This window comes from Corynebacterium sp. ES2775-CONJ, assembly GCF_024814515.1.
Classification (GTDB): Bacteria; Actinomycetota; Actinomycetes; order Mycobacteriales; family Mycobacteriaceae; genus Corynebacterium.
Map to the genome: position 1 here is coordinate 181,879 of NZ_JANUXT010000004.1, position 24,845 is coordinate 206,723.

The 24,845-nt window shown below is 53.0% G+C and carries 29 protein-coding genes; 20 read left to right on the plus strand and 9 right to left on the minus strand.

The genetic code is table 11. The features are described from left to right. Nucleotides 1-25 precede the first annotated feature (25 nt). From NXT01_RS06370 to NXT01_RS06385, 4 genes are read right to left on the minus strand one after another with little or no spacing between them, the layout of a single operon-like run. Nucleotides 26-1,483 carry a phospholipase D-like domain-containing protein gene (locus NXT01_RS06370; RefSeq protein WP_259078765.1) on the minus strand — a complete coding sequence of 486 codons (1,458 nt, stop codon included), beginning with the start codon at nt 1,481-1,483 and terminating at the stop codon, nt 26-28. After that, the gene (locus NXT01_RS06375) at nt 1,480-2,235 is read right to left on the minus strand and encodes an exodeoxyribonuclease III (RefSeq protein ID WP_259078766.1); all 756 of its coding nucleotides are present in this window, start codon (nt 2,233-2,235) and stop codon (nt 1,480-1,482) included. Before NXT01_RS06375 ends, NXT01_RS06370 begins: the two co-directional genes overlap by 4 nt. Before the next feature lie 38 nt (nt 2,236-2,273). Further along, nucleotides 2,274-3,167: a hypothetical protein gene (locus NXT01_RS06380; RefSeq protein ID WP_259078767.1), complete on the minus strand. Its 894-nt coding sequence runs from the start codon at nt 3,165-3,167 to the stop codon at nt 2,274-2,276. Beyond that, on the minus strand, nt 3,167-3,772 hold the full coding sequence (locus tag NXT01_RS06385; RefSeq protein ID WP_259078768.1) for a peptide deformylase: 606 nt from the start codon (nt 3,770-3,772) through the stop codon (nt 3,167-3,169). Before NXT01_RS06385 ends, NXT01_RS06380 begins: the two co-directional genes overlap by 1 nt. A gap of 17 nt (nt 3,773-3,789) precedes the next feature. Here NXT01_RS06385 and NXT01_RS06390 point away from each other — a divergent pair, with 17 nt between their 5' ends. Genes NXT01_RS06390 through NXT01_RS06405 form a run of 4 tightly spaced genes read left to right on the plus strand, consistent with a single transcriptional unit; the run spans nt 3,790 to nt 6,268 of the window. After that, on the plus strand, nt 3,790-4,029 hold the full coding sequence (locus tag NXT01_RS06390) for a DUF3263 domain-containing protein (RefSeq protein WP_259078769.1): 240 nt from the start codon (nt 3,790-3,792) through the stop codon (nt 4,027-4,029). A gap of 3 nt (nt 4,030-4,032) precedes the next feature. Then, the gene (locus NXT01_RS06395; protein ID WP_259078770.1) at nt 4,033-4,740 is read left to right on the plus strand and encodes a LytR C-terminal domain-containing protein; all 708 of its coding nucleotides are present in this window, start codon (nt 4,033-4,035) and stop codon (nt 4,738-4,740) included. A 4-nt stretch (nt 4,741-4,744) separates the two neighbouring features. Then, the gene (locus NXT01_RS06400) at nt 4,745-5,884 is read left to right on the plus strand and encodes a glutamate--cysteine ligase (RefSeq protein WP_259078771.1); all 1,140 of its coding nucleotides are present in this window, start codon (nt 4,745-4,747) and stop codon (nt 5,882-5,884) included. Beyond that, nucleotides 5,885-6,268, plus strand: coding sequence for a hypothetical protein (locus NXT01_RS06405; protein WP_259078772.1), 384 nt, complete (start codon nt 5,885-5,887; stop codon nt 6,266-6,268). Between the two features lie 49 nt (nt 6,269-6,317). On the opposite strand, the gene NXT01_RS06410 is transcribed toward NXT01_RS06405, so the two are convergent. Further along, nucleotides 6,318-7,694, minus strand: coding sequence for a dipeptidase (locus NXT01_RS06410; protein WP_259078773.1), 1,377 nt, complete (start codon nt 7,692-7,694; stop codon nt 6,318-6,320). Between the two features lie 219 nt (nt 7,695-7,913). Between NXT01_RS06410 and groL the strand changes: the two genes are divergently transcribed. The 4 genes from groL (at nt 7,914) to ppk2 (ending at nt 11,618) form a co-directional block, all read left to right on the plus strand. Further along, on the plus strand, nt 7,914-9,557 hold the full coding sequence (gene groL / locus NXT01_RS06415; RefSeq protein WP_259078775.1) for a chaperonin GroEL: 1,644 nt from the start codon (nt 7,914-7,916) through the stop codon (nt 9,555-9,557). A 601-nt stretch (nt 9,558-10,158) separates the two neighbouring features. Further along, the gene (locus NXT01_RS06420) at nt 10,159-10,344 is read left to right on the plus strand and encodes a PorH family porin (protein WP_259078778.1); all 186 of its coding nucleotides are present in this window, start codon (nt 10,159-10,161) and stop codon (nt 10,342-10,344) included. 60 nt (nt 10,345-10,404) lie between these two features. After that, nucleotides 10,405-10,572: a hypothetical protein gene (locus NXT01_RS06425; RefSeq protein ID WP_259078780.1), complete on the plus strand. Its 168-nt coding sequence runs from the start codon at nt 10,405-10,407 to the stop codon at nt 10,570-10,572. 149 nt (nt 10,573-10,721) lie between these two features. Continuing rightward, nucleotides 10,722-11,618 (plus strand): polyphosphate kinase 2, encoded by an 897-nt coding sequence (gene ppk2, locus NXT01_RS06430; protein ID WP_259078784.1) that lies wholly within the window; start codon nt 10,722-10,724, stop codon nt 11,616-11,618. On the opposite strand, the gene NXT01_RS06435 is transcribed toward ppk2, so the two are convergent. The 4 genes from NXT01_RS06435 to NXT01_RS06450 form a co-directional block, all read right to left on the minus strand. After that, the gene (locus NXT01_RS06435; protein WP_259078788.1) at nt 11,615-12,094 is read right to left on the minus strand and encodes a MarR family winged helix-turn-helix transcriptional regulator; all 480 of its coding nucleotides are present in this window, start codon (nt 12,092-12,094) and stop codon (nt 11,615-11,617) included. The genes ppk2 and NXT01_RS06435 overlap by 4 nt on opposite strands. Nucleotides 12,095-12,232: 138 nt before the next feature. Next, nucleotides 12,233-12,373, minus strand: coding sequence for a hypothetical protein (locus tag NXT01_RS06440; RefSeq protein ID WP_259078789.1), 141 nt, complete (start codon nt 12,371-12,373; stop codon nt 12,233-12,235). A 417-nt stretch (nt 12,374-12,790) separates the two neighbouring features. Beyond that, nucleotides 12,791-13,081: a rhodanese-like domain-containing protein gene (locus NXT01_RS06445; RefSeq protein ID WP_259078790.1), complete on the minus strand. Its 291-nt coding sequence runs from the start codon at nt 13,079-13,081 to the stop codon at nt 12,791-12,793. A 94-nt stretch (nt 13,082-13,175) separates the two neighbouring features. Beyond that, complete coding sequence (locus NXT01_RS06450) at nt 13,176-13,649, minus strand: inorganic diphosphatase (RefSeq protein WP_259078791.1); 474 nt, start codon at nt 13,647-13,649, stop codon at nt 13,176-13,178. A 157-nt stretch (nt 13,650-13,806) separates the two neighbouring features. Between NXT01_RS06450 and dacB the strand changes: the two genes are divergently transcribed. The 12 genes from dacB to NXT01_RS06510 all read left to right on the plus strand — a co-directional run bounded on the left by dacB (nt 13,807) and on the right by NXT01_RS06510 (nt 24,804). Then, nucleotides 13,807-15,075, plus strand: coding sequence for a D-alanyl-D-alanine carboxypeptidase/D-alanyl-D-alanine-endopeptidase (gene dacB / locus NXT01_RS06455; RefSeq protein ID WP_259078794.1), 1,269 nt, complete (start codon nt 13,807-13,809; stop codon nt 15,073-15,075). Nucleotides 15,076-15,083: 8 nt separating this feature from the next. After that, nucleotides 15,084-15,968: a tRNA lysidine(34) synthetase TilS gene (gene tilS, locus NXT01_RS06460; RefSeq protein ID WP_259078796.1), complete on the plus strand. Its 885-nt coding sequence runs from the start codon at nt 15,084-15,086 to the stop codon at nt 15,966-15,968. Between the two features lie 82 nt (nt 15,969-16,050). Then, a complete protein-coding gene (gene hpt / locus NXT01_RS06465; protein ID WP_259078801.1) occupies nt 16,051-16,653 on the plus strand; it encodes a hypoxanthine phosphoribosyltransferase in 603 nt (200 codons plus the stop codon). 319 nt (nt 16,654-16,972) lie between these two features. Then, complete coding sequence (ftsH, locus tag NXT01_RS06470; protein ID WP_259078807.1) at nt 16,973-19,486, plus strand: ATP-dependent zinc metalloprotease FtsH; 2,514 nt, start codon at nt 16,973-16,975, stop codon at nt 19,484-19,486. Continuing rightward, a complete protein-coding gene (gene folE / locus NXT01_RS06475; RefSeq protein ID WP_259078809.1) occupies nt 19,483-20,052 on the plus strand; it encodes a GTP cyclohydrolase I FolE in 570 nt (189 codons plus the stop codon). The genes ftsH and folE overlap by 4 nt, the downstream gene beginning before the upstream one ends. Continuing rightward, nucleotides 20,045-20,857: a dihydropteroate synthase gene (folP, locus tag NXT01_RS06480; RefSeq protein WP_259078812.1), complete on the plus strand. Its 813-nt coding sequence runs from the start codon at nt 20,045-20,047 to the stop codon at nt 20,855-20,857. Before folE ends, folP begins: the two co-directional genes overlap by 8 nt. 3 nt (nt 20,858-20,860) lie before the next feature. Continuing rightward, nucleotides 20,861-21,226 (plus strand): dihydroneopterin aldolase, encoded by a 366-nt coding sequence (folB, locus tag NXT01_RS06485; RefSeq protein WP_259078815.1) that lies wholly within the window; start codon nt 20,861-20,863, stop codon nt 21,224-21,226. A 2-nt stretch (nt 21,227-21,228) separates the two neighbouring features. Next, on the plus strand, nt 21,229-21,750 hold the full coding sequence (folK, locus tag NXT01_RS06490) for a 2-amino-4-hydroxy-6-hydroxymethyldihydropteridine diphosphokinase (RefSeq protein ID WP_259079001.1): 522 nt from the start codon (nt 21,229-21,231) through the stop codon (nt 21,748-21,750). Between the two features lie 19 nt (nt 21,751-21,769). Next, nucleotides 21,770-22,234: a DUF3180 domain-containing protein gene (locus NXT01_RS06495; RefSeq protein WP_259078816.1), complete on the plus strand. Its 465-nt coding sequence runs from the start codon at nt 21,770-21,772 to the stop codon at nt 22,232-22,234. 70 nt (nt 22,235-22,304) lie between these two features. Then, nucleotides 22,305-23,405, plus strand: coding sequence for a DUF6779 domain-containing protein (locus tag NXT01_RS06500; RefSeq protein ID WP_259078818.1), 1,101 nt, complete (start codon nt 22,305-22,307; stop codon nt 23,403-23,405). After that, nucleotides 23,398-23,985 carry a hypothetical protein gene (locus NXT01_RS06505; protein WP_259078820.1) on the plus strand — a complete coding sequence of 196 codons (588 nt, stop codon included), beginning with the start codon at nt 23,398-23,400 and terminating at the stop codon, nt 23,983-23,985. Before NXT01_RS06500 ends, NXT01_RS06505 begins: the two co-directional genes overlap by 8 nt. A gap of 6 nt (nt 23,986-23,991) precedes the next feature. Continuing rightward, nucleotides 23,992-24,804 carry a pantoate--beta-alanine ligase gene (locus NXT01_RS06510; RefSeq protein ID WP_259078826.1) on the plus strand — a complete coding sequence of 271 codons (813 nt, stop codon included), beginning with the start codon at nt 23,992-23,994 and terminating at the stop codon, nt 24,802-24,804. Nucleotides 24,805-24,845: the final 41 nt, after the last annotated feature.

Here is a 24,845-nt window from a genome sequence, read left to right on the forward strand (position 1 = left end):
CATTAATCATGCTTATTCTTGTTTGCTACTGAAGAGCTGAACTCAAGCGCATAATATTATCAATATAGCGCCTGCCTAGAGACCGAGTATTCCATTCGTCCAGGGTCAGGGGTATAGATGCATCTCGGTACTGTACGGCGATCTCGTGGAGATCCTCGATCATATCGCCGTGAGTGAGCATTACTGAGATCTCGTAGTTAAGGCCAAAACTGCGCATATCCATATTTGAGGAGCCGAATACCCCCAAGGAATTCTCGGATAATGGGTCAGCTAGGAGAAATTTACTGTGCAGCACAAAGGGCGCTGGATATTGGTAAATATTGACTCCCGCCTCCAATAAAGCCTGGTAATAGGAGGATTGAGCGTGCGCCACCATAAATTGATCCCCTTTTTCACTAACCAAGAGATCGACGGTGACCCCGCGGTAGCATGCTGATGTGACCGCTTCGAGGAGGGATTCGTCGGGAATGAAATAGGGGGAGCACATAACAATGTGGTCCACTGCTTGGTGGATAATCGAGTTGAACATCCGCAGATTAGGTTCGGTTTCATAACCTGGGCCGGAGGGCACTAACTGCATAATATTGACGTGATCCGCGCCGGGGGTTGGAGCGGGGTTCTCGGGCAGTTCTAATAATTCTTCAGTTTCAAGATACCAATCCACCGCGAAGATATGGTTGATATCAGTAACGATGGGCCCACCCATTTCCACCATGATATCTACCCATTCGCGCCCGTCACGGCGATTCTTGCGCAATAAATAGTGCGGTGCAATAAGGTTTTGCGACCCTAAGAAGGCGCGGTGACCATCAACGATGAGAATTTTGCGGTGATTGCGTAGATCGGGGCGCCGGAATCGCCACCGCCACGGGCGCAGCGGCAACATGACATGCCATCTCACGCCTATAGCGTCGAGGCGTTTGCCTAAAGAGAAATAACCTGGATATTTCCACGACCCCACGTGGTCAAAGAGGAGTCGGACGGTAACCCCGCGCTCGACTGCGCGCCTGAGTGCCTGGAAAAACGCATCAGTTTCCTCGTCCCAGGCGACAATATAGATTTCTACGTGCACACTTTCGCGCGCATTATCGACCGCTTTGGTCATGCGTTTCAAACTGTCGTGGAAAGAAGAGTGCACCCCATAATTGATCCCTGTCGCCAAGGGCATGGAGGTGAGATGCTTATTCAGGCTAACTATAGATGCCAATTCGGGGATCAAGGTGGGAACAGTACTGATGTGTTTTCGCTGTGAGAAGCGTTTATTTGCCTCTTCGAGTACGGCGTGGCGTCGCCTATTGATATAGGGTGAGCCCATTAAGAGAAAGAGCGGCAACCCGATATAGGGCAGCACAAGAATTGCAAGCAACCATGCAGTCGAGGATGAGGGGCGCCGACCCTCGGGTACGAAACCAATGGCGATAATTTTGATCGAATAATCAATAATGAGCAGGATGGTCTGCCACGATCCGAGGTCTAGATTCACCGATAATCAACTACCACCGGGGTATGATCAGAAGCCCCCTTGCCACGCCGTTCGTCTAAGTCAATAAAGCTATCGCCAATAGTTAAATCTCGGCTGAGCTGGAAATCAATGAGCAAACCCTCGTTGCGTTCAAATCGGAAGTCTTTGTAATCAAAATTCGAATAACCCGTTTGGGGCGAGGCTATCTCGAGACCGGCGTCGATTAGCGCAAAGAAGGCTTGTCGTTCGGGTTCCGTAATATGGGTCTTACCAGCAAAAGCAGCAACGGACCAAACATTCTCATCGCGGGGGATCACATTAAAATCGCCACCCAAAATAAGCGGTCCCGAGGTAGTGTCGACATAGTTGCGTAACCCAAAAAGCCATCGCAGTTTGTAGTCATAGTGGGCATCGGCGATGCTTCGACCGTGAGGTGTATAGAGACTCCACACCTCAACTCCTTGGCAGGTGGCGCCAATAGCGCGTGCTTCAACCTCTTGAGCTGCAAGGGGGTCTTTGGCAAAGCCGGGCTGATGAGGGAAATGATATTGGATATCATCCAAACCGACCCGTGAGAGAATGGCTACCCCATTCCATTGGCCAAAACCACAGTGGGCGATTTCATAGTCGGGGAAAGCATCATAGGGGAATTGCTCGTCCGTGCACTTCGTTTCCTGCAGCAGGCAGATATCAATATCGTGACGGTCTAGGAACTGGCGTGCCCGCTCGGTCCGAGTACGCACCGAATTTATATTCCAATTAGCAACTCGCATAACCAAGAGTTTAACCCTTCTACGAGGGATATGCGCTGCTAGCCCAAAACTCCCACCCGCGACCGGTGATGCTCATAAAAACCCAGGGATTCGAAGACCGATAGCAGGGCTTCGTAACCTGGGTGCATATAATAATAGGCCGTATGCGCCTGCACGCTCGAGCCCCACGATATGATAGCTGCTATCGCCGCGTCCACCTGGCTTTTAGCTAGGTCGTGTGGCGCTACTTCGGGGAGGAAAATACCCAAATAACCATGGACGACCACCCCAGTGGCACAAAGATCTAGTTCACTGTCCGCCGTTTCGATCCTCACGGTGTGCCGAATAGGCGCAGACTCCTCGGGTGCTGCGCGATCCGCGTTGAGCGGGTGCAGCGATTGTACTAAGGCGATAATCTCTGGTCCGACATCTTTTACCATGCGCTCGGCGGGCCTGCCTATCCGTTCTGGTAGCCACACGCGAGGCGGCACCCCGTGGTGTTGGGAGAAGGCCTGGATGTCCGCCACGGGGACCTCGCCAAAAGCTGCTGACGGGCCAAGGGGGATGGCCGATTCGAAGGCTAAGCCGTGGTGGCTCCCCGCGCGCATGAGCCATTGTCTGTTGGTAGACCAGGTGTGATATTCGCAAGCAACGCTGTGTGCATAAGCTGACTCCAGAGCGCGGATATCTGCATTTCTTACGGTACGTGGGGATAACTTCTTGATAATATGCACTTCCTCCCACGGCACTGTGATGACCGGTTTGGAGGAAATATAACCGCCAACCTTTTGGGGGCGCACCGTGATTGAGTGCCCCTGGTTGATCTCGACGACATGGCCAATGATATCGGTATGCGCTTTTTGAGCCTCTAACTCCGAAGACCCGGCCACAGCACGACGCAAGACGATGCGTTCGCCTACCGCAGGGGAGTCGGACCTAAAGATAAAAGACATTAGTTCTCGTCACATTCCTCGTCGAGATCATCGTGTCCAAAGGGATCGACATCTTCGCCAGGCATCCATGTGGAGCCGGGAGCACCCCAACCCTCAGCCTTAATAGCTTTTTTAGCGGCACGCTTCCAACGCCCGACGAGTACATCGGCGTAGACGAAGCCATCGAGGTGGCCCACTTCGTGTTGGAAACACCGCGCTAGGAAACCAGTGGCCTCCATACTGACCTCTTCGCCCTGTTCGTTAAGACCAGTGACTTTTGCCCATGAGGCGCGGCCAGTAGGAAAGCCCAGACCCGGCAGCGACAGGCATCCCTCATCATCCGACCCATCAGTTTCTGGCATGCCGAGAGGAATATCGGAGGTTTCCAGCACAGGATTGATAAAGCACCCACGGTGGTAGACACCTTGGTCATCGGGGCAGTCGAATACGAAGATGCGTTTATTCACACCGATCTGGTTCGCTGCTAGGCCTACTCCTCGTGCAACCGCCATGGTTTCATACATATCGGCGATTAATTCCTGCAGTTCAGAGACGGGTTCGGTAACAGTTTCCGTGGGAGCGTGCAGGACGGGGGTACCATATATAACGATAGGTCGAACAGTCATGCAATACAGTGTATTACATGGATGAGGCACGTAATCTACTTGCTTTCGAGCAACAAGCACCGCGGAGTCTTGGGGCCAAAGAAGAAGCGATTAGAAAGCAATTGGGAATGAGCCCGATTAGGTATTATCAACTTTTGAATAAAATTATTGATCAGCCAGCCATGATGCAAGAATATCCACTCCTGACTGCGCGCCTGCGCAGGTTAAGGGATACTAGGGATGAAGAGAGATTCAAGCGTTCAGGTACAACGAGTTAGGATATGAATGTGATGGACAAAGAGACCAGTCAGACGCTTCCCCTGCGCGGAATGGCCATGATTTTGATTGCAGTGGCACTTCTCCTCGCATCGTGGGGAGTATTCCAGCTCAATCGCTCGGATTCTTTAGATAACTGGGCAGCTCCATACCCCGTCGCGGACACCGATAAGACTGCCGGGAAACCCGTAGCCCGAAAGGAAACAACCACCCCTGCTTCAGTAAAAAAGACTGACACGTCTTACAAGGAGAAGTCTGAGGCAACCCCAGCCCCGGTTCCTTGGGCTGAAAATATAGGAGAGGCTGCACCAGCAACCCCAGCCCCGGCCACCCCACGGGGTGGGACTGCTGGAGCCGTGGACCCCGGAACCCCAGCTACTCCTCCAGCAGCACCGGCGCCCGCAGCTCCTGCACCGGCGCCCGCTCCAGCCGCGCCAGTAAATGTGTTGAATAACTCTCTCATACCAGGGTTGGCGGGCCGTGTGGAAATACGAGTCAATGACGTTGGATTCAAAGTTGGTGAAGTGGGAAATCTTCCCGAGAGCCAGCTCGTAGCCCCGCAGAATACGGTTTACTACACCGACAATGAGGCCGGAGCCCGCGAGCTTGCTCAAAAGCTGGGTGCTAACGCGGCACCTGCTCCCGCTGATCTACCTCAAGAATACAAGGATCCTGGTTCGCTCACTGTGGTCCTGACTCAGGAAATACGCTAGGTATATGCAGCAACGTTTCAATGCCTCGGCGCACCCCACTCTCGGGGTCGAATGGGAGCTTGCTCTCATGGATCCACAGACCTACCAGCTGGTGCCTATAGCTGAAGAAATCGCCGAGCAGGCTCGTGAGCGCTGTACCGACGTTCGTTTCGAGCTGGAATACCTCCAAAATACGGTCGAGATTGTCACGCCCGTTTGCCAAACCGTTGGTGAGGCCGTGAACTATCTGGATGTAGGTCTGCGTGCGGTGCGTGAAGCCGCTACCGAGCGGGGGCTCGAATTGTGGGCTGCTGGCTCACACCCCATCGCTCACTATTTAGATCAGGAAGTAAGTACCAAGGGCCGTTACGGCGAGATGGTGGAATACACCCAATTCTGGGGCAAACAGATGCTTATCTGGGGTCTCCACGTACATGTGGGAATATCCGATAAGGAGCGCGTGTGGCCCATTATTAACGCGCTCATGACTAAGTACTCTCATCTTTTGGCGCTTACTGCATCGAGTCCAGGGTGGGAAGGCTGCGATACTGGTTATGCGTCCAATCGCACCATGTTATATCAGCAACTACCAACTGCAGGTCTGCCCTATCAGTTTGCTAACTGGTCGGAATGGGAACTGTTTATGAACGACCAAGAGCGGGCTGGGGTAACTGAATTAACCGGTACCATGCATCTTGATATCCGTCCCTCGGGTAAATGGGGGACCATTGAGATTCGGGCGTGCGATGCCCCTACTAATTTCCCTGAGTTGGCTGCAACCGTGGCTTTAGCGCACTGCCTCGTCGTGCACTTCGACCGCATGATTGAGCGCGGCGAGACCTTACCTTCTCTGAAGTCGTGGCAGGTGGCAGACAATAAATGGCGTGCTGCGCGTTTCGGCTTAGAGGCCGAGTTGATCGTTGATGAAGACGCCTCAGTACGCCCAGTGACCGAGGAATTAGAAGCCCTAGTGACGGAGCTGTTACCACTGGCTCGTGAGTTACAGTGTGACCAAGAGCTGCTAGGGATCCGCACGATCATAGCGACGGGAGCTTCTTATCAACGCCAACGAAAGCTCTACCAACGCACCGGTTCCTGGGATGCGGCGATGGATATGGTCGTAGCCGAATTACACCAACCGCACCAATCACCAAAACCGGTCTAAATGTTTCTCCTCCTGCACGATCCACGTGAGCGACCAGATATTTTTACTGATCTGGTACAAAAGCTGCACCCTATCAAAATCGCTCCCATTAGCCCTGGCCCCCTACGCGAACAAGCCCGCGCGGTCGAGCGTTTCTTGGATAAACACGAAGTGCGCGGAGAGATCCATATAGTAGCCCGCGGCTTGAGCGGATTTTTAGCTCAGCTTTTGAAGGAGCGCTCCCCGGAGCGCTTCCGGGAGTTATATATCTATCATTACCCGTCTCAGCTCTTAAAACTGCCGAGGTTTATATTCCGCGACAAGGCTGTGATTCCTACCCAAATTGCTTTCCACCAGGTCAACGATGACGCTGAGTTGCTCGCGCTGCTAAGTTCGAACTCCTAAGAGCAAACGAAAGAGGCCTTGAAGAGAGTGGCTCTTCAAGGCCTTTATCCTAATTCTTCCCGTAGCTTAGGAGGAAACTTGCTTCGGCGATCGCAATATCGCGAATTTCATTGGGATCGACTGATTCATTGGGGGAGTGGATGGTGCACAGCGGCTCTTCTACACCGAAGAGTGTGAGCTCGGCATGGGGGTTAATCTCCATGAGTTCCGTACATAGCGGAATGGAGCCACCCGAGCCGATATAGCTGACTTTCCGATCTCCGTAGGCGCCAGAGAGAGCTTGGCTGAATTCCTTAACTGCGGGCCCGTCGACCGACGCGGAGAACGGCTGGTTGATATCACTGATTTCCACGTCAAGGTGGACTCCCCACGGAGCGTGCGCGCGGGCATGAGCAGCTACGGCTTCGGCCACGTCGTGAGCGTCGAGTCCCGGGGGCACACGAAGATTCAGGCGCGCGGCGGCAGTAGCAGGTACAGCATTAACGGCCTCAGCTACCTCCGTGGAGCTGAATCCGGTCACTGAAATTGCAGGGCGCGCCCACACCATATCGGCTGGGTTGTCGTCCTCGGTGCCCATGACCTCAAGGCCCTCAAGGAGGCCCGCATCGGAGCGGAAAGTATCTTTATCATAGCTAGCGCCTGACCATGTGGCGGTACAGTCCACACCATCAATCGTGGTGCGCCCAAACTCATCGCGGAAGGAATCAATAATTCTGATCAATGCAGCGGTGGCATCTGGGGCGGCACCGCCGAAAGAGCCGGAGTGGACGGGAGTTTTCAGAGTATCCACCCGTAGATCGATCTGGCCACCGCCGCGAAGTGAGGTAGTCAATGTCGGTTCACCAACGCTGGCATTACCTGAATCGGCAATGAGGATCACGTCGGAAGTGACGAGGTCGGGGCGTTCGCTTAAGAGAGCTGAAAGCTCAGCACCACCTTGCTCCTCTGACCCTTCAAGCAAAACGATCAGACCCGCGTTGGTCCCACCGAATTCCCGGACGGCGCGTAGCGCGGCCAAATGCATGGCTATATTGCCTTTGCAGTCCGCGGCGCCGCGAGCATACCAGCGGCCATCCCGGTCGGTGAGGGAGAAAGGATCCGAGTCCCAGTGTTCCCGATTACCGGCTGGGACAATATCGTAGTGGCTGTAGAGCAGCACGGTAGGCGCACCATCGTGCGCCTCCTTGGTGCCAATAAATATGGGGGAGTGCGTTTCCTCTTTATAGGCGGTGACTTCCAAGCCGAGGGATTCCAATTGTTCGCGCACCCATTGGCCGGCGTGGGCGTGATCGGCAGCTAGATCGGTGATGCCGTGGACGGAATTGAAAGAGGTGAGGGCTTTGAGGTCAGCCCAGATGAGTTCGCGTTGACCTTCAATATAGGTGCGAACGCGTGCAATGGTGGATTTTTCTATCATGGGGGTCATTCTAGTCACTCGCCGGATGAAAGGTACGTACCTTCCATCCGGCGCTTATCCGTGTAGGAGTATAGATATGAGTCGATTGGACTTAACTTGGACTTCGCTGCGAGCGAATTTTCTTGCACTCGTGGTAGTTTGACTGCTAGAACGTAATTAGCACTTAGCTACCACGAGTGCTAGATAAAGGTTCGAAAAACGTAAGCGTTTCTAAGGAGAACAAGCACTATGGCAAAGATTATTGCCTTCAATGAAGAAGCCCGTCGCGGCCTTGAAAAGGGTCTCAATACCCTCGCTGATGCTGTCAAGGTTACCTTGGGGCCCAAGGGCCGCAATGTCGTGCTCGAGAAGAGCTGGGGTGCCCCTACCATCACCAACGATGGTGTCTCCATTGCTCGTGAGATCGAGCTCGAAGATCCCTATGAGAAAATCGGCGCTGAGCTCGTTAAAGAAGTAGCTAAGAAGACTGACGACGTCGCTGGCGACGGCACCACCACTGCCACCGTGCTGGCCCAGGCCCTGGTGCGCGAAGGTCTGCGCAATGTTGCAGCTGGATCCAACCCCATGGGTATTAAGCGCGGCATCGAGAAGGCCGTCGATGCGGTGACCAAGAAACTGTTGGAGAACGCCAAGGAAGTAGAGACCGAAGAGCAGATCGCTGCTACCGCTGGTATCTCCGCTGCTGATCCTGCAATTGGTGCCCAGATCGCTAAGGCAATGTACGCAGTGGGCGGCGGCAAGCTCAACAAAGAATCGGTTATCACTGTTGAAGAGTCCAATACCTTCGGTGTGGACCTAGAAGTAACCGAGGGTATGCGCTTTGATAAGGGCTATATCTCCGGATATTTTGCTACTGATATGGAGCGCTTGGAAGCAGTATTGGAGGACCCATATATCTTGTTGGTATCTGGCAAGATCTCCAATATTAAGGATCTTCTCCCCTTGCTGGAAAAGGTTATGGGCGCCAGCAAGCCACTGCTGATCATTGCAGAGGACGTCGAGGGTGAGGCTCTCCAGACCCTCGTGGTCAATAAGATTCGCGGTACCTTCAAGTCGGTAGCCGTCAAGGCCCCCGGCTTCGGCGATCGCAGGAAGGCCAACCTGCAAGATATGGCTATTCTCACCGGTGGTCAGGTTATCGCTGAAGAGGTGGGTCTGTCCCTCGAAACCGCTGATCTGCCGCTGTTGGGTCGCGCACGCAAGGTGGTAGTTACCAAGGACGAGACCACCATTATTGAGGGCGCTGGTTCTGCGGAGCAGATCGAAGGCCGGGTCAACCAAATCCGCGCTGAGATTGAGAACTCCGACTCCGAATATGATCGTGAGAAGCTGCAGGAGCGTTTGGCTAAGCTCGCTGGTGGCGTGGCTGTTATTAAGGTTGGCGCTGCTACCGAGGTTGAGCTGAAGGAGCGCAAGCACCGCATTGAGGATGCCGTTCGCAATGCGAAGGCAGCCGTCGAAGAAGGTATCGTTGCCGGTGGCGGCGTAGCCTTGCTGCAGGCAGCGCATGTTCTCGATGCTGATATGGGCCTCGAGGGCGATGAAGCTACAGGTGTGAAGATTGTGCGTGAGGCGCTTTCTTCTCCGCTCAAGCAAATCGCCCACAATGCCGGCTTAGAGCCAGGTGTGGTGGCTGATAAGGTTGCTGGTCTACCTTCCGGTCAGGGTCTGAACGCTGCTACCGGTGAATACGTTGACCTCATGGAAGCCGGTATTAACGATCCGGTAAAGGTAACCCGTTCCGCACTGCAGAATGCTGCTTCTATCGCAGCACTCTTCCTCACCACTGAGGCTGTGGTGGCGGATAAGCCTGAGCCTGCTGGTGCGCCTGCAATGCCAGGTGCCGATGAGATGGGTGGCATGGGCTTCTAAGTTCTAGAAAGCTCTTTTGACGCCGTAGGGGTTGACTCTACGGCGTCTTTTTGTGCTGTCAAACCCCAAGGAATGCACTCGTGTAGTGCTCTTAGATTTCGCATCTCTTGCAGTTAAGGGTAAGGCAGGTGCTAGACGCCGGCAATTTCCCCCTATTGTCCCAGCAATCTGCTCATATTCTCGGCGACGTGATGGAGCTAGTGTGGAACGTCTAGCTGGGATATTGCACCCCCGCTAAGGGGTATTGGAGAATAATATTCATACTAATTTTTCGCGGTGAGCCACAGTGTGGAGCGTTATCGTGGCCAGCATCTTCTGCGTTACGGTTGGGGGAGTAAATCTTTATAATCATTGCGTGAGTAAACCTTATAAACCCAGTTGAGACCCAATATGTTCGGGTCGATAAAGTTTTAGCCCAATCGGTGAGACGTAGGTGAACCTACCGAGATCTTTGCAGGCTGGATAAACTTTATGACCAACTTGATTTGTAGATTGCTCATCCTGTGGCACAATAGTTTCAGAGACACCGCTTCATCAGGGGTGTACGACATATCCGCTTCACAAACTGACTCACGGTCAGTTTCAACACAAGGAGATTTTCATGGATGTTTCTATGATCGTCGATCAGTTCAACAACTTCAAGAAGTTCGTCGAAGCCCTCGGTAACCTCTTCAAGGATTTCCCAGGCTTCCTCAAGAGCCTCGGTTCTTTCTTCTACAACATCGAGAGCCTCGCTGGTGAGACCAAGGGCTACTTCGAGGTTCCTACCAAGGCTGCTGCTGAATAGTAGCTAGGCATCCTGCCTCATAAATAAATCTTTCACCTCTCAAAATTTCAGGAGAATTAAATGAACAAGAGCGAAGCATCAGTAAAGGCATACGAAGGTTTCACCGAGGCCATCACGCAGTGGACCGGCCTTTCCAACGAAGGCCTCATCGGTGGCCTCATCGACATCTTCTTGGCTCTCGCTAAGCACCTCGGTCGCGTTAGCGATCTGCTCAGCTTCCTCAAGTAAGCTGAAAGGGCTGACTTATAGAGCAGCTAATATCTTTAAATAAAAGAAGTCCGCATTCGTGAGAATGCGGACTTCTTTTATGCGTATATTATCGATTATCAGGCTAGTAATCATGGGCAATATTTGAGCGTGCGGGGTATGCTTTGTATATGGCTGATAACGATAATGACCTGCCCGTCATCGACCTCGCTGCCACCGAGGGTTATATCGTTGACGATACCGATGAGGATGATCCGGTCCTCCTAGCACCGGATGGAACACCCGTTGATACGTGGCGTCAAGGTTATCCCTATTCCGAGCGTCTTACCCGCGAAGAATACGAACATGAAAAGCGCCAATTACAGATTGAGCTCCTCAAATGGCAGAACTGGACCAAGGATACGGGTCAGCGCCATATCATTCTTTTTGAGGGGCGGGATGCCGCCGGCAAGGGTGGAACCATTAAGCGCTTTAACGAGCATCTCAATCCCCGTGGTGCACGCACGGTGGCCCTAGAGAAGCCATCCCCGAGGGAATCGACCTCCTGGTATTTCCAACGGTATATTGAGCACTTTCCTAGTGCCGGCGAGATCGTCTTTTTTGACCGTTCGTGGTACAACCGCTCGGGAGTAGAACGCGTCATGGGGTTTTGTACCGAGTCGCAGCACGCAGAATTTCTGCGCGAAGTTCCAATGCTGGAAAATATGATTCTCGGCTCTGGCATATCACTAACGAAGTTTTGGTTCTCCGTATCACAAAAAGAGCAGCGCACGCGCTTCGCTATTCGCCAAGTTGACCCCGTGCGTCAATGGAAGCTCTCGCCTATGGATCTCGCTTCCTTAGATCGCTGGGACGACTATACCCAAGCGAAGGAAGAGCAGTTTAGGTATACCGACACCGATGAGTCCCCATGGATTACTATTCGCTCGAATGACAAGAAGCGGGCTCGCTTAAACGCCATGCGTTATATCTTGAGCAAATTTGAATATACCAACAAGGATTATGACGTGGTTGGTGAACCAGACCCCCTGATCGTTATGCGGGGGCGAGATCGCATTGGCGACTAATGAAGACTGTTCTCATCCAGAGTGCTCTGTGCGTCGCTGAGCTCAGCATCAATGATGGCGTGGGCCAGGCGCCGCAAGTGCTTTAACTGCTTATGTGTGGACTCATACAAAGCGGTGTGTTCGGCCTGACTAACAATGGTGGCCAATTCTTCTTGGGCTTTACGACCTTTTTTCGTCGCCCTAACAATTTGGCGGCGGCGATCCTTTGCGTCTCGTTCTCTTTTGACCCACTTCTTCTTTTCCAGGGCATCGATGAGACGAACCATATCGGAAGCATCTACTGCTAGTAACTCACACAGCGCGGTCTGACTGGTGGCATTGGTGTTCATCAAACACGAAAGGACCCAAAACTCGCGTAGGCTTACTTCTTTGTCCACGAGGCCGGCTTCGATGATATCGCGAGTGCGTCGACGCAGTCGTTCCAGCTGGAACGAGGGTGACTCGAGCAGCGCGGTGGGGATTTCGAATGTGGGCATGACACCTATCATACTGTGAGCATGCTGGGAGTGTTGCTATTTTTTAGCCTAATACTATATGTGGATACTATTGACCGGTCAGTGGACGAAAAAAGCCCCAGATAAAACTATGTTTTATCTGGGGCTTAACTTTTTAAATTAGAACATATGCTGCATGGTGGCAGCAGAGGTGGCCATCGTATTGTGAATGCTTGGAGCCGAACCCTCGTCATCAGAGTGCGAGGATACAAATGGAAGGCCGGATATCAAGTTTGCGAGGAATCCGTTGCCGTTGCTCATGATTTTTTAACTCATTCCTTCGAGTATTAAGAGTAGTTTTTGTTTTCCCGGCCGCAGCCTTTCTGCTGCCGTTAAGACCTATAGTGCACCTTCTGTGGAGGGAAAGCAAGGGCAAAACAAAACTAATCGGAAGGGGTGCCATTGAGCGTGTGCGGCTAGGGCACAAGAACGGAATAAATTCCACTCTTGCATAATTTTTCAGCTAAAACACCTGTTGGTATCTAATAGTATGAAGAAATATGGGTTACTGACTACTTGATTAGTGTGATAATAGTCAAAGGATAGGCCAGTGTGATTTTCATAACAGCGTTGAGACTTGGGCGTTGATATGCCCGATATATGTCCGAATGTCTGTTTTTCCAACAAAAAACCTGAGCCACGCGGGGCTCAGGTCCTAGTAGGTTACTGTAGCGAAGATTAAGATGCGGTATCCAGTCCGGCGGCAAGCCATGCGTCTGTGCCACCAGCGATATTGATAACATCGAATCTTTGTGCTTCTAAGAATGCACCCACCCGAGCGGACCGTCCGCCGGCCTTGCAGATCACATAAACCTCACTTGTTTTATCGATCTCCTCACATCGCTCCTTAATCGCAGACATAGGAATATTCACCGCGCCTCGGGCGCGGACTTCCGCAAATTCATCGGCCTCGCGGACGTCGATAAGCTGGCAGTTCTGAGGGACTTCCCTCACGGTAATTTCACGCATAATTTGATGCTACCTCCTCTACCAAGCACGAGGGGCCCTATCCCTTCGGAGTCGAAGAGATAAGGCCCCTTAGTGCAAGCCTTATGAGGTGAGATTATTTGAAGCGCTCGATAGCTTCGTGATGGATTTTCTCGGCCTCAGCTTTATTGCCCCAACCAGAACCAGTGACGTCTTTATTAGGCTCCAGATCCTTATAGTGCACAAAGAAGTGCTCGATCTCATCCTTCAGCGAGGTGCTCACATCGTCAATATCTTGAATGTGGGCCCAGCGGGGATCATCGATTACGCACAGCAACTTGTCGTCGCCACCAGCTTCGTCGGTCATCTTAAATACGCCTACGGGGCGGGCAGTAACGATAACGCCAGGGAATACCGGCTCAGGGAGGATTACTAGGGCGTCAAGAGGATCGCCGTCCTCGCCCAGCGTGTGGTCAATAAAGCCATAATCTAGTGGGTAGGCCATAGGGGTAAATAGATAGCGGTCGAGGTAGACCTTGCCGGTCTCGTGGTCGACTTCGTATTTATTACGCGATCCCTTAGGAATCTCGATGGTTACTTCCACGCTCATAGAGTTCTCCACTCCTTATGTAAAGACCTTAGTCTCAACGAATATGACAACGACCGATATTCTACCCCACGCCTGAGCATCAGGGTGGCAGGCGACGGTTCAGTGAGCACAACAAATCTACCCGATGTCACAGCCAGTGGACTATATTTGAGAACAAATGAAAAAAGCACAATGGTGGATCGCAACAACAACAGCAACCGTGGTAGTGGGAGCAACCGCTGGTACGGCAGTCATCGTCAACGAGCGCAATAAGCTTTACTATGACGCCCCCACGCACGCCAATCCTTTAGAAAACCCTAAAGTTATCCCCATCTCAGCCCTAAGTGACTCCACATACGACCCAGCGAAGCTGCGCCTTGTAGATAGATTCCTCAACGATCCTCGCTTGGGTACAGCCAGTTTCAAGGTGCGTAATACAGCAACAGGTGATGTAGTTGTGGATAAAAACGCTGCTTTGGCTCTCAAACCTGCGTCCACCGCTAAGATGCTCACCGCGGCGGCAGCTCTTATCGCACTCGGACCGGAGAAAACAATCAGCACCTCCGTAGTAGCCCAAGACCAACATACCGCGGTCATCAAAGGAGCGGGTGATGTTAGTTTAAGGGCTGCAGACTTGGATGAGATGGCCCAAGCGATTACCTCACACTTGCCTGAGGTGCGGGCCATCTTGGTGGATAATTCCGCCTTTAGAGCACCAGAATTCATGCCAGGCTGGGATCCAAGGGATATTGATGGCGGATTTGTAGCCCCCATCCAATCGGTCATGATCAATGAAGGGCGATTAGGGGCAGAAAGTGGCTACGTACCGAGGAGTCACACCCCTGCGCTCGACGTAGCCCAAGAAGTGGCCGCCCGGGTAGGGGTGGACACCTTTGGCCTAACCACGCTAACAAACGTCGACACTCTGCCGGAGATTTTCCGCCACGAGTCCGCGCCCCTAGAGCAACGTCTCGAGAGAATGATGGAGGATTCGGATAATGTCATGGCTGAAGCCATTGCCCGAGAAATCGATCCTGTAAGGCCAGTGGAAAAGACCCAAGAGGTCCTCGCGCCTTATTTCAATCTGGACGGTATAAGGCTCGTAGACAATTCGGGGCTATCGGTGGATAACCGCATTCCGAGTGCGCTGCTTGAGGATATCGTCTTCCGTGCCGCCACGGATTTGGAACAATTACGGCCCCTACTATCTACCCTCCCCGTCGCCGGTGGGACCGGCACCCTCGCGACGCGCTATGAGAATTTAGCTGGGCGGGGATGGGTACGTGCTAAAACAGGTACGCTCGATCACGTTGCCTCCCTGGCGGGGATCGTTCAGGGTGCATCAAATAACGTGTACTCTTTCGCCATTATTGGCAATGATATCGACGTATTAGAAGGACGCCTCGCCATGGATGAGCTGTTGAGCGATCTGCGGGCGCAAGGATAGCCCAGATTGTGTCTACGCCCTTTTGGCCTGATAAGAGTCCCCATTTTCTGCTCTGCCGCAAAGCGGTGCGCCCCTTTAAAGATCTCAAGCCCGTCATCGGATTATCGGGTGGTGCAGATAGTCTGGCACTAGTAGCTGCGGCGGCAGCGGAGGGAGTAGCAGCAAGAGCCATCTGCATCGATCACGGTCTGCAGCTCAATTCCGATACTCAAGCTGCCCGCGCCGCCACCCAAGCTGAAGCCCTGGGCATCCCCGCGGAGGTGCGCCGTGTCGTTGTTGCACCCGGAAATATTGAAGCCCAAGCCCGAGCCGCGCGTTATCAGGCTCTAAGAGAATACGGCACCGAAATTTGGGTGGCCCACACCGCCAACGACCAAGCCGAAACTCTGCTGATGGCACTGATTCGTGGACATGCCTCCGGAATGCTCCCTGACGGAGAGGTACGCCGGCCCTTCCTAAGCCTGCGTCGAGAAGAAACCGAAGGGGCCTGTCGCGAACTGGGGTTGGAGTATTGGGAAGACCCGATGAACCACGACTCAACATTATTACGTACCCGGTTGCGCTATCAGCTGCTGCCGCTATTTAAAGATCTTGCAGGCGATCGAGTGATTGACAATCTCGCTCACGCTGCACACCACGTGGCTGTGAACCACGAGTTTATTCGTCAGCAGGCGGTTGTGACCACAGATATTTCCACGCTGCAAAATTTGGCTACCCCAGTGCGCCTCGCTAGCATTCGGGGCTTGGTTTATGAATATGGAGGCACCGTCAATGCCACAACTGTGGAGGCTATAAACGCCCTCATCATGCGCTGGCATGGTCAAGGGGCGGTTGCGTGCGGTGCAATCCAGATTCGCCGGCGCGGCGCTGATCTGATTATCGAGCACGTATAAAAGAATGGAATACTCACGCTAAACGTGGCACACTTTGTAAAGGTAGTATCGCCCTTTATTTGCAGAATGTAGGAAAGTGTCTATGCAACTGATCAAGGACTTTAACGTCCCAGCTCACCGCTATGGTGCCGATGTCGAAGCGGTGTTAATCAGCGAAGAACAGCTGAAAACTCGAATCCAAGAGATGGCCGATAAAGTCTCAGAGCACTACCGAGATAGTGACCAAGATATCGTCCTGATTTGCGTGCTCAAAGGTGCCGTTTTTTTCCTTACCGACTTCGCTCGGGCGCTCTCAATTCCCGCTCAGTGTGAATTTATGGCGGTGTCCTCTTATGGAAATTCCACCACATCCTCCGGAGTGGTGCGCATCTTAAAAGATCTAGACCGCAATATAGAAGGCCGCGATGTAGTGATCGTCGAGGACATCATTGACTCCGGGCTGACCCTTAAATGGCTGCTGCGCAATCTGAATAATCGCAAGCCTAAATCCCTCGAAGTAGTCACCCTGCTGCGCAAGCCCGAAGCTGTGAAGGTCGATATTTCGCTTTTCGACGTTGGCTTCGATATACCCAATGAGTTTGTTATCGGATACGGCCTCGATTTTGCTGAGCGCTATCGAGATCTACCCTATGTGGGCACCTTGCAGCCTCGACTATTCCCCGATAACGGTGGCGATCAGTCCTAAAACTTCCCTGTCAAAAGGGCATACTGGGTACCCACGCCTGTTAAACGTTCCCAAAGGGAATTTCGCTCAGGGGAGCGATCTCACTTCCAGCTAACTCAAGTGCTTGTGAGTACTCGCGGGTGCCTGTGAAGTGTCTGGAACTATTAGGCTACTTTTTAACGTTATACCTATTGATAGACGGGCATCTGCTATCTCCCAGACGATAGCGAGCAAGAATTTTTTCTAAGGACCGCACACCACAAGAAAGGGATCGGTTTTTCACCACTTCCCATCAGCTCACAGCACCTGGCTCATGGCTGAGTGATCAACCGATGCATCTATGAACACCAAGAAATTCCTCCGCTTTGGATCTCTCGCCGCAGTGGCATTGATCATGCTGTATCTTCTGACCCTATTTGGCTCCAGTACCCAAGGTTTCCAAAAAGTGGAGACCTCAGTGGCATTGGCACAGCTTACTGAGAAGAATGTCAAAGAGGTCACTATCGATGATCGCGAACAGCGCCTACGCCTCGAGTTAGTTGAGCCCATTGAATATGAGGGCAAAAAAGACGTTACCAAGATCCTGACGCAGTACCCTGCGCGTACCAGCCCCGAGATCTTTAAGGCGGTGGATCAAAGTGGTGCTGAGAAATTCACCACCAATGTCACTCAAGACAGCATTCTCCTGCAAATGTTGGGCTATATCCTACCGATGGTGATCGTCTTCGGCCTCATCATCTGGATGATGGGCCGGATGCAAGGCGGCGGGGGCTTATTTGGGATCGGCAACTCTAAGGCCAAAGAGCTCACTAAGGATATGCCAACCAATACCTTCGATGATGTGGCAGGCGCCGAAGAAGCCGTGGATGAACTGCAAGAAATCAAGGATTTTCTGCAAGACCCCTCGATCTACGAGCAAGTGGGCGCAAAGATTCCGCGCGGAGTCTTGCTCTACGGCCCACCGGGCACTGGTAAAACCCTCTTAGCGCGCGCTGTCGCTGGCGAAGCTGGCGTACCCTTCTACTCCATCTCAGGCTCCGATTTTGTTGAGATGTTCGTGGGTGTTGGTGCCTCAAGGGTACGGGACCTGTTCAAACAAGCACGGGAAAATTCCCCCTGTATTATCTTTGTCGATGAGATTGACGCCGTAGGCCGCCAGCGTGGTTCTGGCATGGGAGGGGGCCACGATGAACGAGAACAAACACTCAACCAACTGCTCGTAGAAATGGATGGTTTCGGGGACCGCGAAGGTGTCATTATTATGGCGGCAACCAACCGACCCGATATCTTAGATCCCGCTCTTTTACGCCCCGGCCGCTTTGATAGGCAGATTCCGGTGACTAATCCGGATCTCAAGGGTCGCGAACAGATCCTTGCCGTTCACGCCAAAGGAAAACCTTTTGCAGATGACGCCGATGTCAAAGCCTTGGCTCGTCGCACCGCTGGAATGTCAGGCGCTGATCTCGCCAATGTCTTAAACGAAGCAGCCCTTTTGACCGCTCGTGTGGGCGGCAATGTGATCACTGCAGATGCGCTGGAAGAAGCGACCGACCGCGTCATAGGGGGGCCTCGCCGCTCCTCGAAGATTATTTCCGAGAAGGAAAAGAAGGTGACTGCCTACCACGAGGGTGGACATACGCTCGCCGCGTGGGCGCTCAAGAATATCGAGCGCGTCTATAAGGTGACAATTTTGGCCCGCGGCAAGACCGGGGGACATGCAATGACCGCCCAAGAAGATGACAAGGGCATGTACAACCGTGATGAACTTTATGCCCGTCTGGTCTTTGCTATGGGCGGTCGCGCAGCCGAAGAATTAGTTTTTGGGGAACCCACGACGGGTGCATCCGCTGATATAGAGATGGCTACCAAAATCGCTAAATCGATGTTGGTGGAATACGGTATGAGTCCGAAACTGGGACTAGTGAAATACGGAGACGAACAAGGCGACCCCTTCTCCGGCCGCCCTGGCCAAGGATCCCTTGAATATTCACCGGCAACAGCAGCGCTGATCGATGAAGAGATGAAATATCTTATGGATAAGGCTCACGCTGAAGCCTATGGAATTCTGCGTGAGTACCGAGACTACTTGGACAAGCTCGCGGAGAAATTGCTCGAAAAGGAAACACTCAGGCGCCCCGATCTTGAGGCTCTTTTCAGCGGCATCACTCCGCGCGATGTGGGGGAGGTCTTCCCCGGTGAAGACGATCGCTTCCCCCGTCAGCTAGGCCGTGAACCCGTTAAAACACCCACCGAGATAGCTCTCGAGCGCGGGGAAGAACCTCCGAAACCCTTCCGTATCGTGGATGCCTCAAAAAAGGCTCGGGCCGAGCGCGCCGCAAAGAGAAAAGCCGAAGGTTTTAACCCGGAGAGAAATTCCGTCCCCGTGCGTCCCTGGGATAAAGCACCCCATAGCGATAACAACCTAGCTCAGGATGAGAATCATCTGCCACGACGTTATGGGGGGACGCCTCCACCAGCTGATTGGGTCATCCCAGGCGATATTGCCCATAATCCTTATGCTGCAGCCGCTGCACCGGATCGAGAGAACCAGCCTGCCCAAAATGGTGAATCGGTAAGCGGTCAACTGACAGCGGACGACAACGAGATTGGACGCCACCCTGGTTTGGATCATTACGGCCTAGAAGAGGCAAAGAAGACCGAAGTAGAGATTGGTTTTAGGTTGCCGGAACGAGAACGCCCCGAGAATTCATGGGACGATAATGAGGCCCACGATGAAACTCCAGACGAGGAATACCCGGTTTCTCGGGCCACTGAAATTGCGCAACCAAGCACCTCGGGACGACATTATAAAGAGCCGGATACCACCCGTGATGAAGGTGAACCACTCCCATGAGTTCATTCGATCGTATACGCGCGGAGAAGGCGGTGAGGGAATTACTTATTGCGGTCGGGGAAGACCCTGATCGCGAAGGACTTAAAGAAACACCTGCACGAGTGGCGCGCGCCTATGAGGAGATTTTTCAGGGGCTGTATGAGGATCCCACAGTAGTTTTAGAAAAATCCTTCAGCGAGGACCATCGGGAAATTGTCTTAGTCAAAGATATCCCTATCTACTCCACCTGTGAACATCACCTCGTTCCCTTCTTTGGACGGGCCCATATTGGGTATATTCCAGGGGAGTCAGGCAAAGTGACTGGCCTATCGAAGCTGGCCCGATTAGTGGATCTTTACGCCAAGCGCCCGCAAGTTCAAGAACGTCTCACCAGCCAGGTAGCCGATGCCCTGGTGGACAAACTCGGAGCCCAATCGGTCATTGTGGTCTTAGAATGTGAGCATCTCTGTATGTCCATGCGAGGAATTAGAAAACCGGGTGCATCTACTACCACATCGGCTGTGCGGGGTGGATTTAAGAAGAACGCGGCTTCACGAGCTGAGGTGCTGAGTCTTATCCATGGCTAATATTTTCCAGCAATTCCCTACAGCAGTGATGGGCATTCTCAATATCACCCGGGATAGTTTCTCCGACGGCGGTCACTACCTCGATATAGAGTCCGCGCTTGCCCACGCGGAAAATATGCGTGCTCACGGTGCTGATATCGTCGATATCGGAGGCGAGTCCACCAGACCAGGTGCTACGAGAGTGTCTGCCGATGAAGAATATCACCGTGTCATTCCTGTAGTCGAAGAATTAGCGCGCCGTGACTTTACCATCTCGGTTGATACTATGCGCGCAGATATAGCCCAGGCAGCTATCGCTTCAGGTGCGCATATGATCAACGACGTCTCTGCAGGCCTCGCCGATTCTCATATGTTTGAGATCGTGGCCGAGGCAGGGGTTCCCATCTGTTTGATGCACTGGAAAACGGAGCGCTTTGGAGATGCCGCTGGCACCGCCCATAGTGATAGCTCGGATATCGCCCTTGAGGTTAGTTCCGCCCTGAGAGAGCGCGTACGTGCAGCACAGGCCGCAGGTATTAGAGCGGACAATATTTGCATTGATCCAGGCCTAGGCTTTGCCAAAACACCGGAGAATAATTGGAGTTTGCTGCACCATATCGGAGAGCTTCAAGCTCTGGGCTATCCGGTTCTCATCGGCGCCTCCCGCAAGCGTTTCCTCGCCGCTTTGGGTACCGATCTGGATCAAGCAACGGCAGCGGTATCAGCACTTGCCGCAGCGCAAGGTGCCTGGGGTTTCCGAGTTCATGCAATCGCCCCTACGGTAGCGGCCATAAAAGTGGCTGCCCAATGGACAGGAGCACAATAGTATATGGCTGATCGTATTGAGATTAAGGGTATGAAGGCCCATGGTTATCATGGAGTCTTAGCCCACGAGCGTGACATTGGGCAGGAATTCAGCATCGATATCGTGTGTTGGTTGGACCTTAAAGCGGCGTCGAAAAGCGATGATGTGGCCGATACCATCAATTACGCTGAGTTAGCACAGCGCGCCCATGAGGTCATCACCTCGAAGAGATTTAACCTGATTGAAAAGGTGGGTGGGTTTCTTGCCGATGATTTTATGGCCACATATCCCCAGTTGTTCGCGGTGGAGATCACGGTGCACAAGCCCAGCGCCCCGGTAGCCTATATCTTCGATGATATTGCTGTTGTCATTCGCCGGAGTCGCCGCTGATGATTCGCGCCGTACTCTCTATCGGATCCAATATGGACGACCGCTATCATCTTATCCACTCAGTGATCGAGGATTTTGCGGCGGAAACAATAGCATCTTCACAGATTTATTCCACCCCACCATGGGGAGTGATCGATCAGGAAGAATTCCTCAACGCCGTCATTATTGTAGAAGTGGAGTCGAGCCCCCGGGAACTCCTCCGCAGGGCTCAACAGCTTGAAAATAATGCCGCGCGAGTCCGCACCAAACGCTGGGGGCCGCGCACTCTCGATGTGGATATAGTGCAGGTTTTCAGTAACGGTGTTGAGCTTGTGCAAGATGATCCCGAACTCATTTTGCCCCACCCTTGGGCCCACGATCGCGCTTTTGTCCTCGTCCCTTGGTTAGAGGCCGATCCGCAAGCCAAGCTAAAGGGGATTCCATTGGCGGTGCTCCTATCACGTCTCGATGCCCGCGATATCGAAGCAGTGGAGGCTATCGATGGTCACAGCACGAGCCTCTCCTCATCGCCTATACATTCCTAGAAAACGGAAGAGTTAATATATGAAACCTACTGCGCTGATCAATCTCATCGCGCTCGCAGGTTTTAGTGCTAGTGCGAGCTATATTGTGGTTTCGCGCTTTTATACCTATTTCCCTCCCATCCCTAGTTCGGTTGCTATTACCCTGGGCGCGTTAGCGTGTCTACTGCTCGGACTTGGACTCATCTCACGCCGGCGTATCGGGCAGAATCAAATTGGATTCGACCGCAGCCAATTAGACCCCACTCGCGCGGCGAGTTTCCTCGTGCTCGCACAATCTTGCGCGTGGGCGGGAGCACTCTTCTTTGGGGTTTACGCAGGATTTGCTGCCTATATTCTTCCCCGGTGGGACCTTCTTGTTGCTGCTAGCTATGATGGTCCACGCGTCATCGCGTGCGTCGTGACCAGTTGTGGTGTCATGCTCGCCGCGCTGTGGTTGGAACGCGGATTGCAGGCTCCGCCGCCTGCCGAAGGGGAGCCTGCCTAGGAGTATTCCAGCTTCGCTAAAACCTGAGGGGCACATTCGAGATCGATAAATATGAGGTAAGTTCGTATATATGAAAGCCGAAGACAAAGATACCCTCAGGCCAGTGGATAAAAATCGGGATCTGAGCCCCGTTTTGCTAGTCATCTTGGTATCACTTGCGGTGATTGCGAGCGTCATCATGCTGGTTACCTCCAGTATTAGCTCACTCAAAGTCGCCATGGTCTTGGCTTTATGGGCCGCCCTCATCGGAGCCTTCCTCGTCTTTCGCTACCAACGCGATATGGGCAGTCAGACGAGGTTATATCGAGCGCAACTGCTCGCCAATGAAAAACGCTATCTAGCGGAGAAGCGGCGCTCCGAAGCGGAATTTGAACGCCGTATCAACGAGCGAGTGGATATCCAAGCGGAAAGCGCCTTGGGTGAAATTAATTCTCAGCTGCAGGCCGTCATGAGCCAACTGGAGCAATTAAGTGGCGCTATCTATTCCACAAATACCAATGTGCTACAAGCTGAGGCAGTTCGAGTTAAAGAAATAGAAGAAGTAGCTGAAAAACTGGAATCTAAGCATGAGGATCCCCACTATGAACCCTCATACCGCCCCAGCTTCGATCCCACCTCATTTTCTCGAACTCCGTGGGATCATACTGAGGAATTCGAGGCAGTCCAGCCCTTCGATGAGCAACCTCATAAAGAACCTGAGACAGTCCAGAGCCCTGAGCCCGTTCGCGATCAAGAGAACCACGAAGAATCAGCAGCGAGCGCCCCAGCGGAACCGATCACGAGGTCATTTCGATCCACACCACCGATCAAAGAGAGTTCCAGCGAAGCTGATGAGGTTGCCATTACTTTCAGCCACGAGACTTTAACGCAGCCAACCAATAAGCATGGAGCGAGTGCGCCTGAATCTCGGCCCACCGATTATCCGTGGCTGATCCGGGAGGACACCGAGGCACCGATTGACTACGCACGGCATATGCGAGCCCAGGCGGATCACCAGGCGAGCACGTCCGGTCGAACAGGCGGACGCCGCCGGAAACCAGAGTCCACCCCGAATACGGAACGCTCTCCCGAAATCGCGCCACACCATTCAGGTGGCCGGCGCCGTAGAGAAGCCATCGACGGTGGTATCAGTGTCGAGGAATTACTCAAAAAGGCACGCGAACGTGAATAGGAGCCCTCGACTTAGCTTCTACCTGTGGGGAACATCGCCCTTGCGCGACATTCTGGAGAACCACCAGCACACCAGAACGAGCGATCCACGGCTCGCAGAACTACATCTTGTGGGCTGCCCTGATCATGAGGTAGCACATATTTCCAAGCGCTATCCAGGTATCTTTTCTGATCGGACTATTGTTTTCAGCCACAGCTATACCAGTGATTACCGGCAATTCCCCGGTATTTCACTAGGAGTACTCCCTCTTGCTCGAGGCTTCGCTCTGTCATCGACGAGTCAGGTGGGGATTACGATTGCGGAGCTCATCTTTACTGAACTCAACCAAAATTACACCTTCATCAAACCTGCAGAATGGGAGAAAACTCGAGCGCTCATCGCTCACCGAGCACTCATATCAGCCCTCGATCCAGCGCCTGAGGCCCTTGCTTTTCAGCAATGGCCTCTAGTTAAACGCTGCGTAACCCTGCAAGAAGGACCGGGCGAAGAGAATAGTCTTCTGCACTTTCTGGCTCGACATTTCCCCCACAACCAACAGTTGTATCGGCAGGCAGTGGAAGCACTATCAACGGAAGGATAACCGGGCGTGACACCACAGAGATTTCAACCCCGCACCGCTCATGAGATTGTGCTTAGCCAAGCAGCCGCCTTCTCCAAAGTATTTAAAACGCAAGGTAAACCTGTGGTGGCAGTTTTCCTGCGGAGCCCACTGCACGCCGGGCATATCGCACTCATGCGGGCAGCACGCCGCATCCCTGGTGCTGTAGTCGTGGTAGTGAGCCTTCACCCGATCGACCGTGCGGTTGTGGAAGCCGAGCATATTGATCTCTATATTCCGTATAGCAAAGAGCAACTATGGTCACGCCCGCCCACGCTCGGCCTTAACATCCCCGACCATAAGATGCAGTCTCCTCAGCTACTTGCAACCGATCTGCTGGAAATCCTGGCCCTGCTTGGTGCCGTGGCGCCGACAGATCTCATCGTGGGGGAAAAGAACTATGAACTCTTAGCTCACCTCGCCGAAGCGATCCGAGTGTTCCATTCTCCCGTAAAAATTCACCGAATACCCACGGTACGCAATGCGCAGGGGCTTGCTATAAGCGGTCGAAATGATGCGCTCCTGGCTCGTGAGCGAGACCAAGCTCTAGCCCTGTCGGCTGCGGTTACTGCGGGACTTCATGCAGCAGAGATGGGGAGTGCTCAAGTACTGGCAGTCGTCTCGGACGTGCTTCAGGCGGCTGGAGTGGATGTGATATATAAAAAACTCACTGCGCTTGACCTATCACCTGCGGTAGAGAAAAAACCGGCCAGGCTTTTTATCGCCGCGCGTTTTGCCCACACGCACTTAATAGATGGAGCGGAGATTCCCTTGGGCATCGGCATTAAAAATCTCGACTAGGTAATTTTGACACAGGGGCGTTGTGAGCTCCCTATTGGGCA

What these genes read in the sequence shown, in the direction of transcription:
- NXT01_RS06375 (WP_259078766.1), bottom strand. Translation starts at nt 2,235, where the DNA reads ATGCGAGTTGCTAATTGGAATATAAATTCGGTGCGTACTCGGACCGAG.
- NXT01_RS06380 (WP_259078767.1), bottom strand. Translation starts at nt 3,167, where the DNA reads ATGTCTTTTATCTTTAGGTCCGACTCCCCTGCGGTAGGCGAACGCATC.
- NXT01_RS06385 (WP_259078768.1), bottom strand. Translation starts at nt 3,772, where the DNA reads ATGACTGTTCGACCTATCGTTATATATGGTACCCCCGTCCTGCACGCT.
- NXT01_RS06390 (WP_259078769.1), top strand. Translation starts at nt 3,790, where the DNA reads ATGGATGAGGCACGTAATCTACTTGCTTTCGAGCAACAAGCACCGCGG.
- NXT01_RS06395 (WP_259078770.1), top strand. Translation starts at nt 4,033, where the DNA reads ATGAATGTGATGGACAAAGAGACCAGTCAGACGCTTCCCCTGCGCGGA.
- NXT01_RS06400 (WP_259078771.1), top strand. Translation starts at nt 4,745, where the DNA reads ATGCAGCAACGTTTCAATGCCTCGGCGCACCCCACTCTCGGGGTCGAA.
- NXT01_RS06405 (WP_259078772.1), top strand. Translation starts at nt 5,885, where the DNA reads ATGTTTCTCCTCCTGCACGATCCACGTGAGCGACCAGATATTTTTACT.
- NXT01_RS06410 (WP_259078773.1), bottom strand. Translation starts at nt 7,694, where the DNA reads ATGACCCCCATGATAGAAAAATCCACCATTGCACGCGTTCGCACCTAT.
- groL (WP_259078775.1), top strand. Translation starts at nt 7,914, where the DNA reads ATGGCAAAGATTATTGCCTTCAATGAAGAAGCCCGTCGCGGCCTTGAA.
- NXT01_RS06420 (WP_259078778.1), top strand. Translation starts at nt 10,159, where the DNA reads ATGGATGTTTCTATGATCGTCGATCAGTTCAACAACTTCAAGAAGTTC.
- NXT01_RS06425 (WP_259078780.1), top strand. Translation starts at nt 10,405, where the DNA reads ATGAACAAGAGCGAAGCATCAGTAAAGGCATACGAAGGTTTCACCGAG.
- ppk2 (WP_259078784.1), top strand. Translation starts at nt 10,722, where the DNA reads ATGGCTGATAACGATAATGACCTGCCCGTCATCGACCTCGCTGCCACC.
- NXT01_RS06435 (WP_259078788.1), bottom strand. Translation starts at nt 12,094, where the DNA reads ATGCCCACATTCGAAATCCCCACCGCGCTGCTCGAGTCACCCTCGTTC.
- NXT01_RS06440 (WP_259078789.1), bottom strand. Translation starts at nt 12,373, where the DNA reads ATGAGCAACGGCAACGGATTCCTCGCAAACTTGATATCCGGCCTTCCA.
- NXT01_RS06445 (WP_259078790.1), bottom strand. Translation starts at nt 13,081, where the DNA reads ATGCGTGAAATTACCGTGAGGGAAGTCCCTCAGAACTGCCAGCTTATC.
- NXT01_RS06450 (WP_259078791.1), bottom strand. Translation starts at nt 13,649, where the DNA reads ATGAGCGTGGAAGTAACCATCGAGATTCCTAAGGGATCGCGTAATAAA.
- dacB (WP_259078794.1), top strand. Translation starts at nt 13,807, where the DNA reads ATGAAAAAAGCACAATGGTGGATCGCAACAACAACAGCAACCGTGGTA.
- hpt (WP_259078801.1), top strand. Translation starts at nt 16,051, where the DNA reads ATGCAACTGATCAAGGACTTTAACGTCCCAGCTCACCGCTATGGTGCC.
- ftsH (WP_259078807.1), top strand. Translation starts at nt 16,973, where the DNA reads ATGAACACCAAGAAATTCCTCCGCTTTGGATCTCTCGCCGCAGTGGCA.
- folE (WP_259078809.1), top strand. Translation starts at nt 19,483, where the DNA reads ATGAGTTCATTCGATCGTATACGCGCGGAGAAGGCGGTGAGGGAATTA.
- folP (WP_259078812.1), top strand. Translation starts at nt 20,045, where the DNA reads ATGGCTAATATTTTCCAGCAATTCCCTACAGCAGTGATGGGCATTCTC.
- folB (WP_259078815.1), top strand. Translation starts at nt 20,861, where the DNA reads ATGGCTGATCGTATTGAGATTAAGGGTATGAAGGCCCATGGTTATCAT.
- NXT01_RS06495 (WP_259078816.1), top strand. Translation starts at nt 21,770, where the DNA reads ATGAAACCTACTGCGCTGATCAATCTCATCGCGCTCGCAGGTTTTAGT.
- NXT01_RS06500 (WP_259078818.1), top strand. Translation starts at nt 22,305, where the DNA reads ATGAAAGCCGAAGACAAAGATACCCTCAGGCCAGTGGATAAAAATCGG.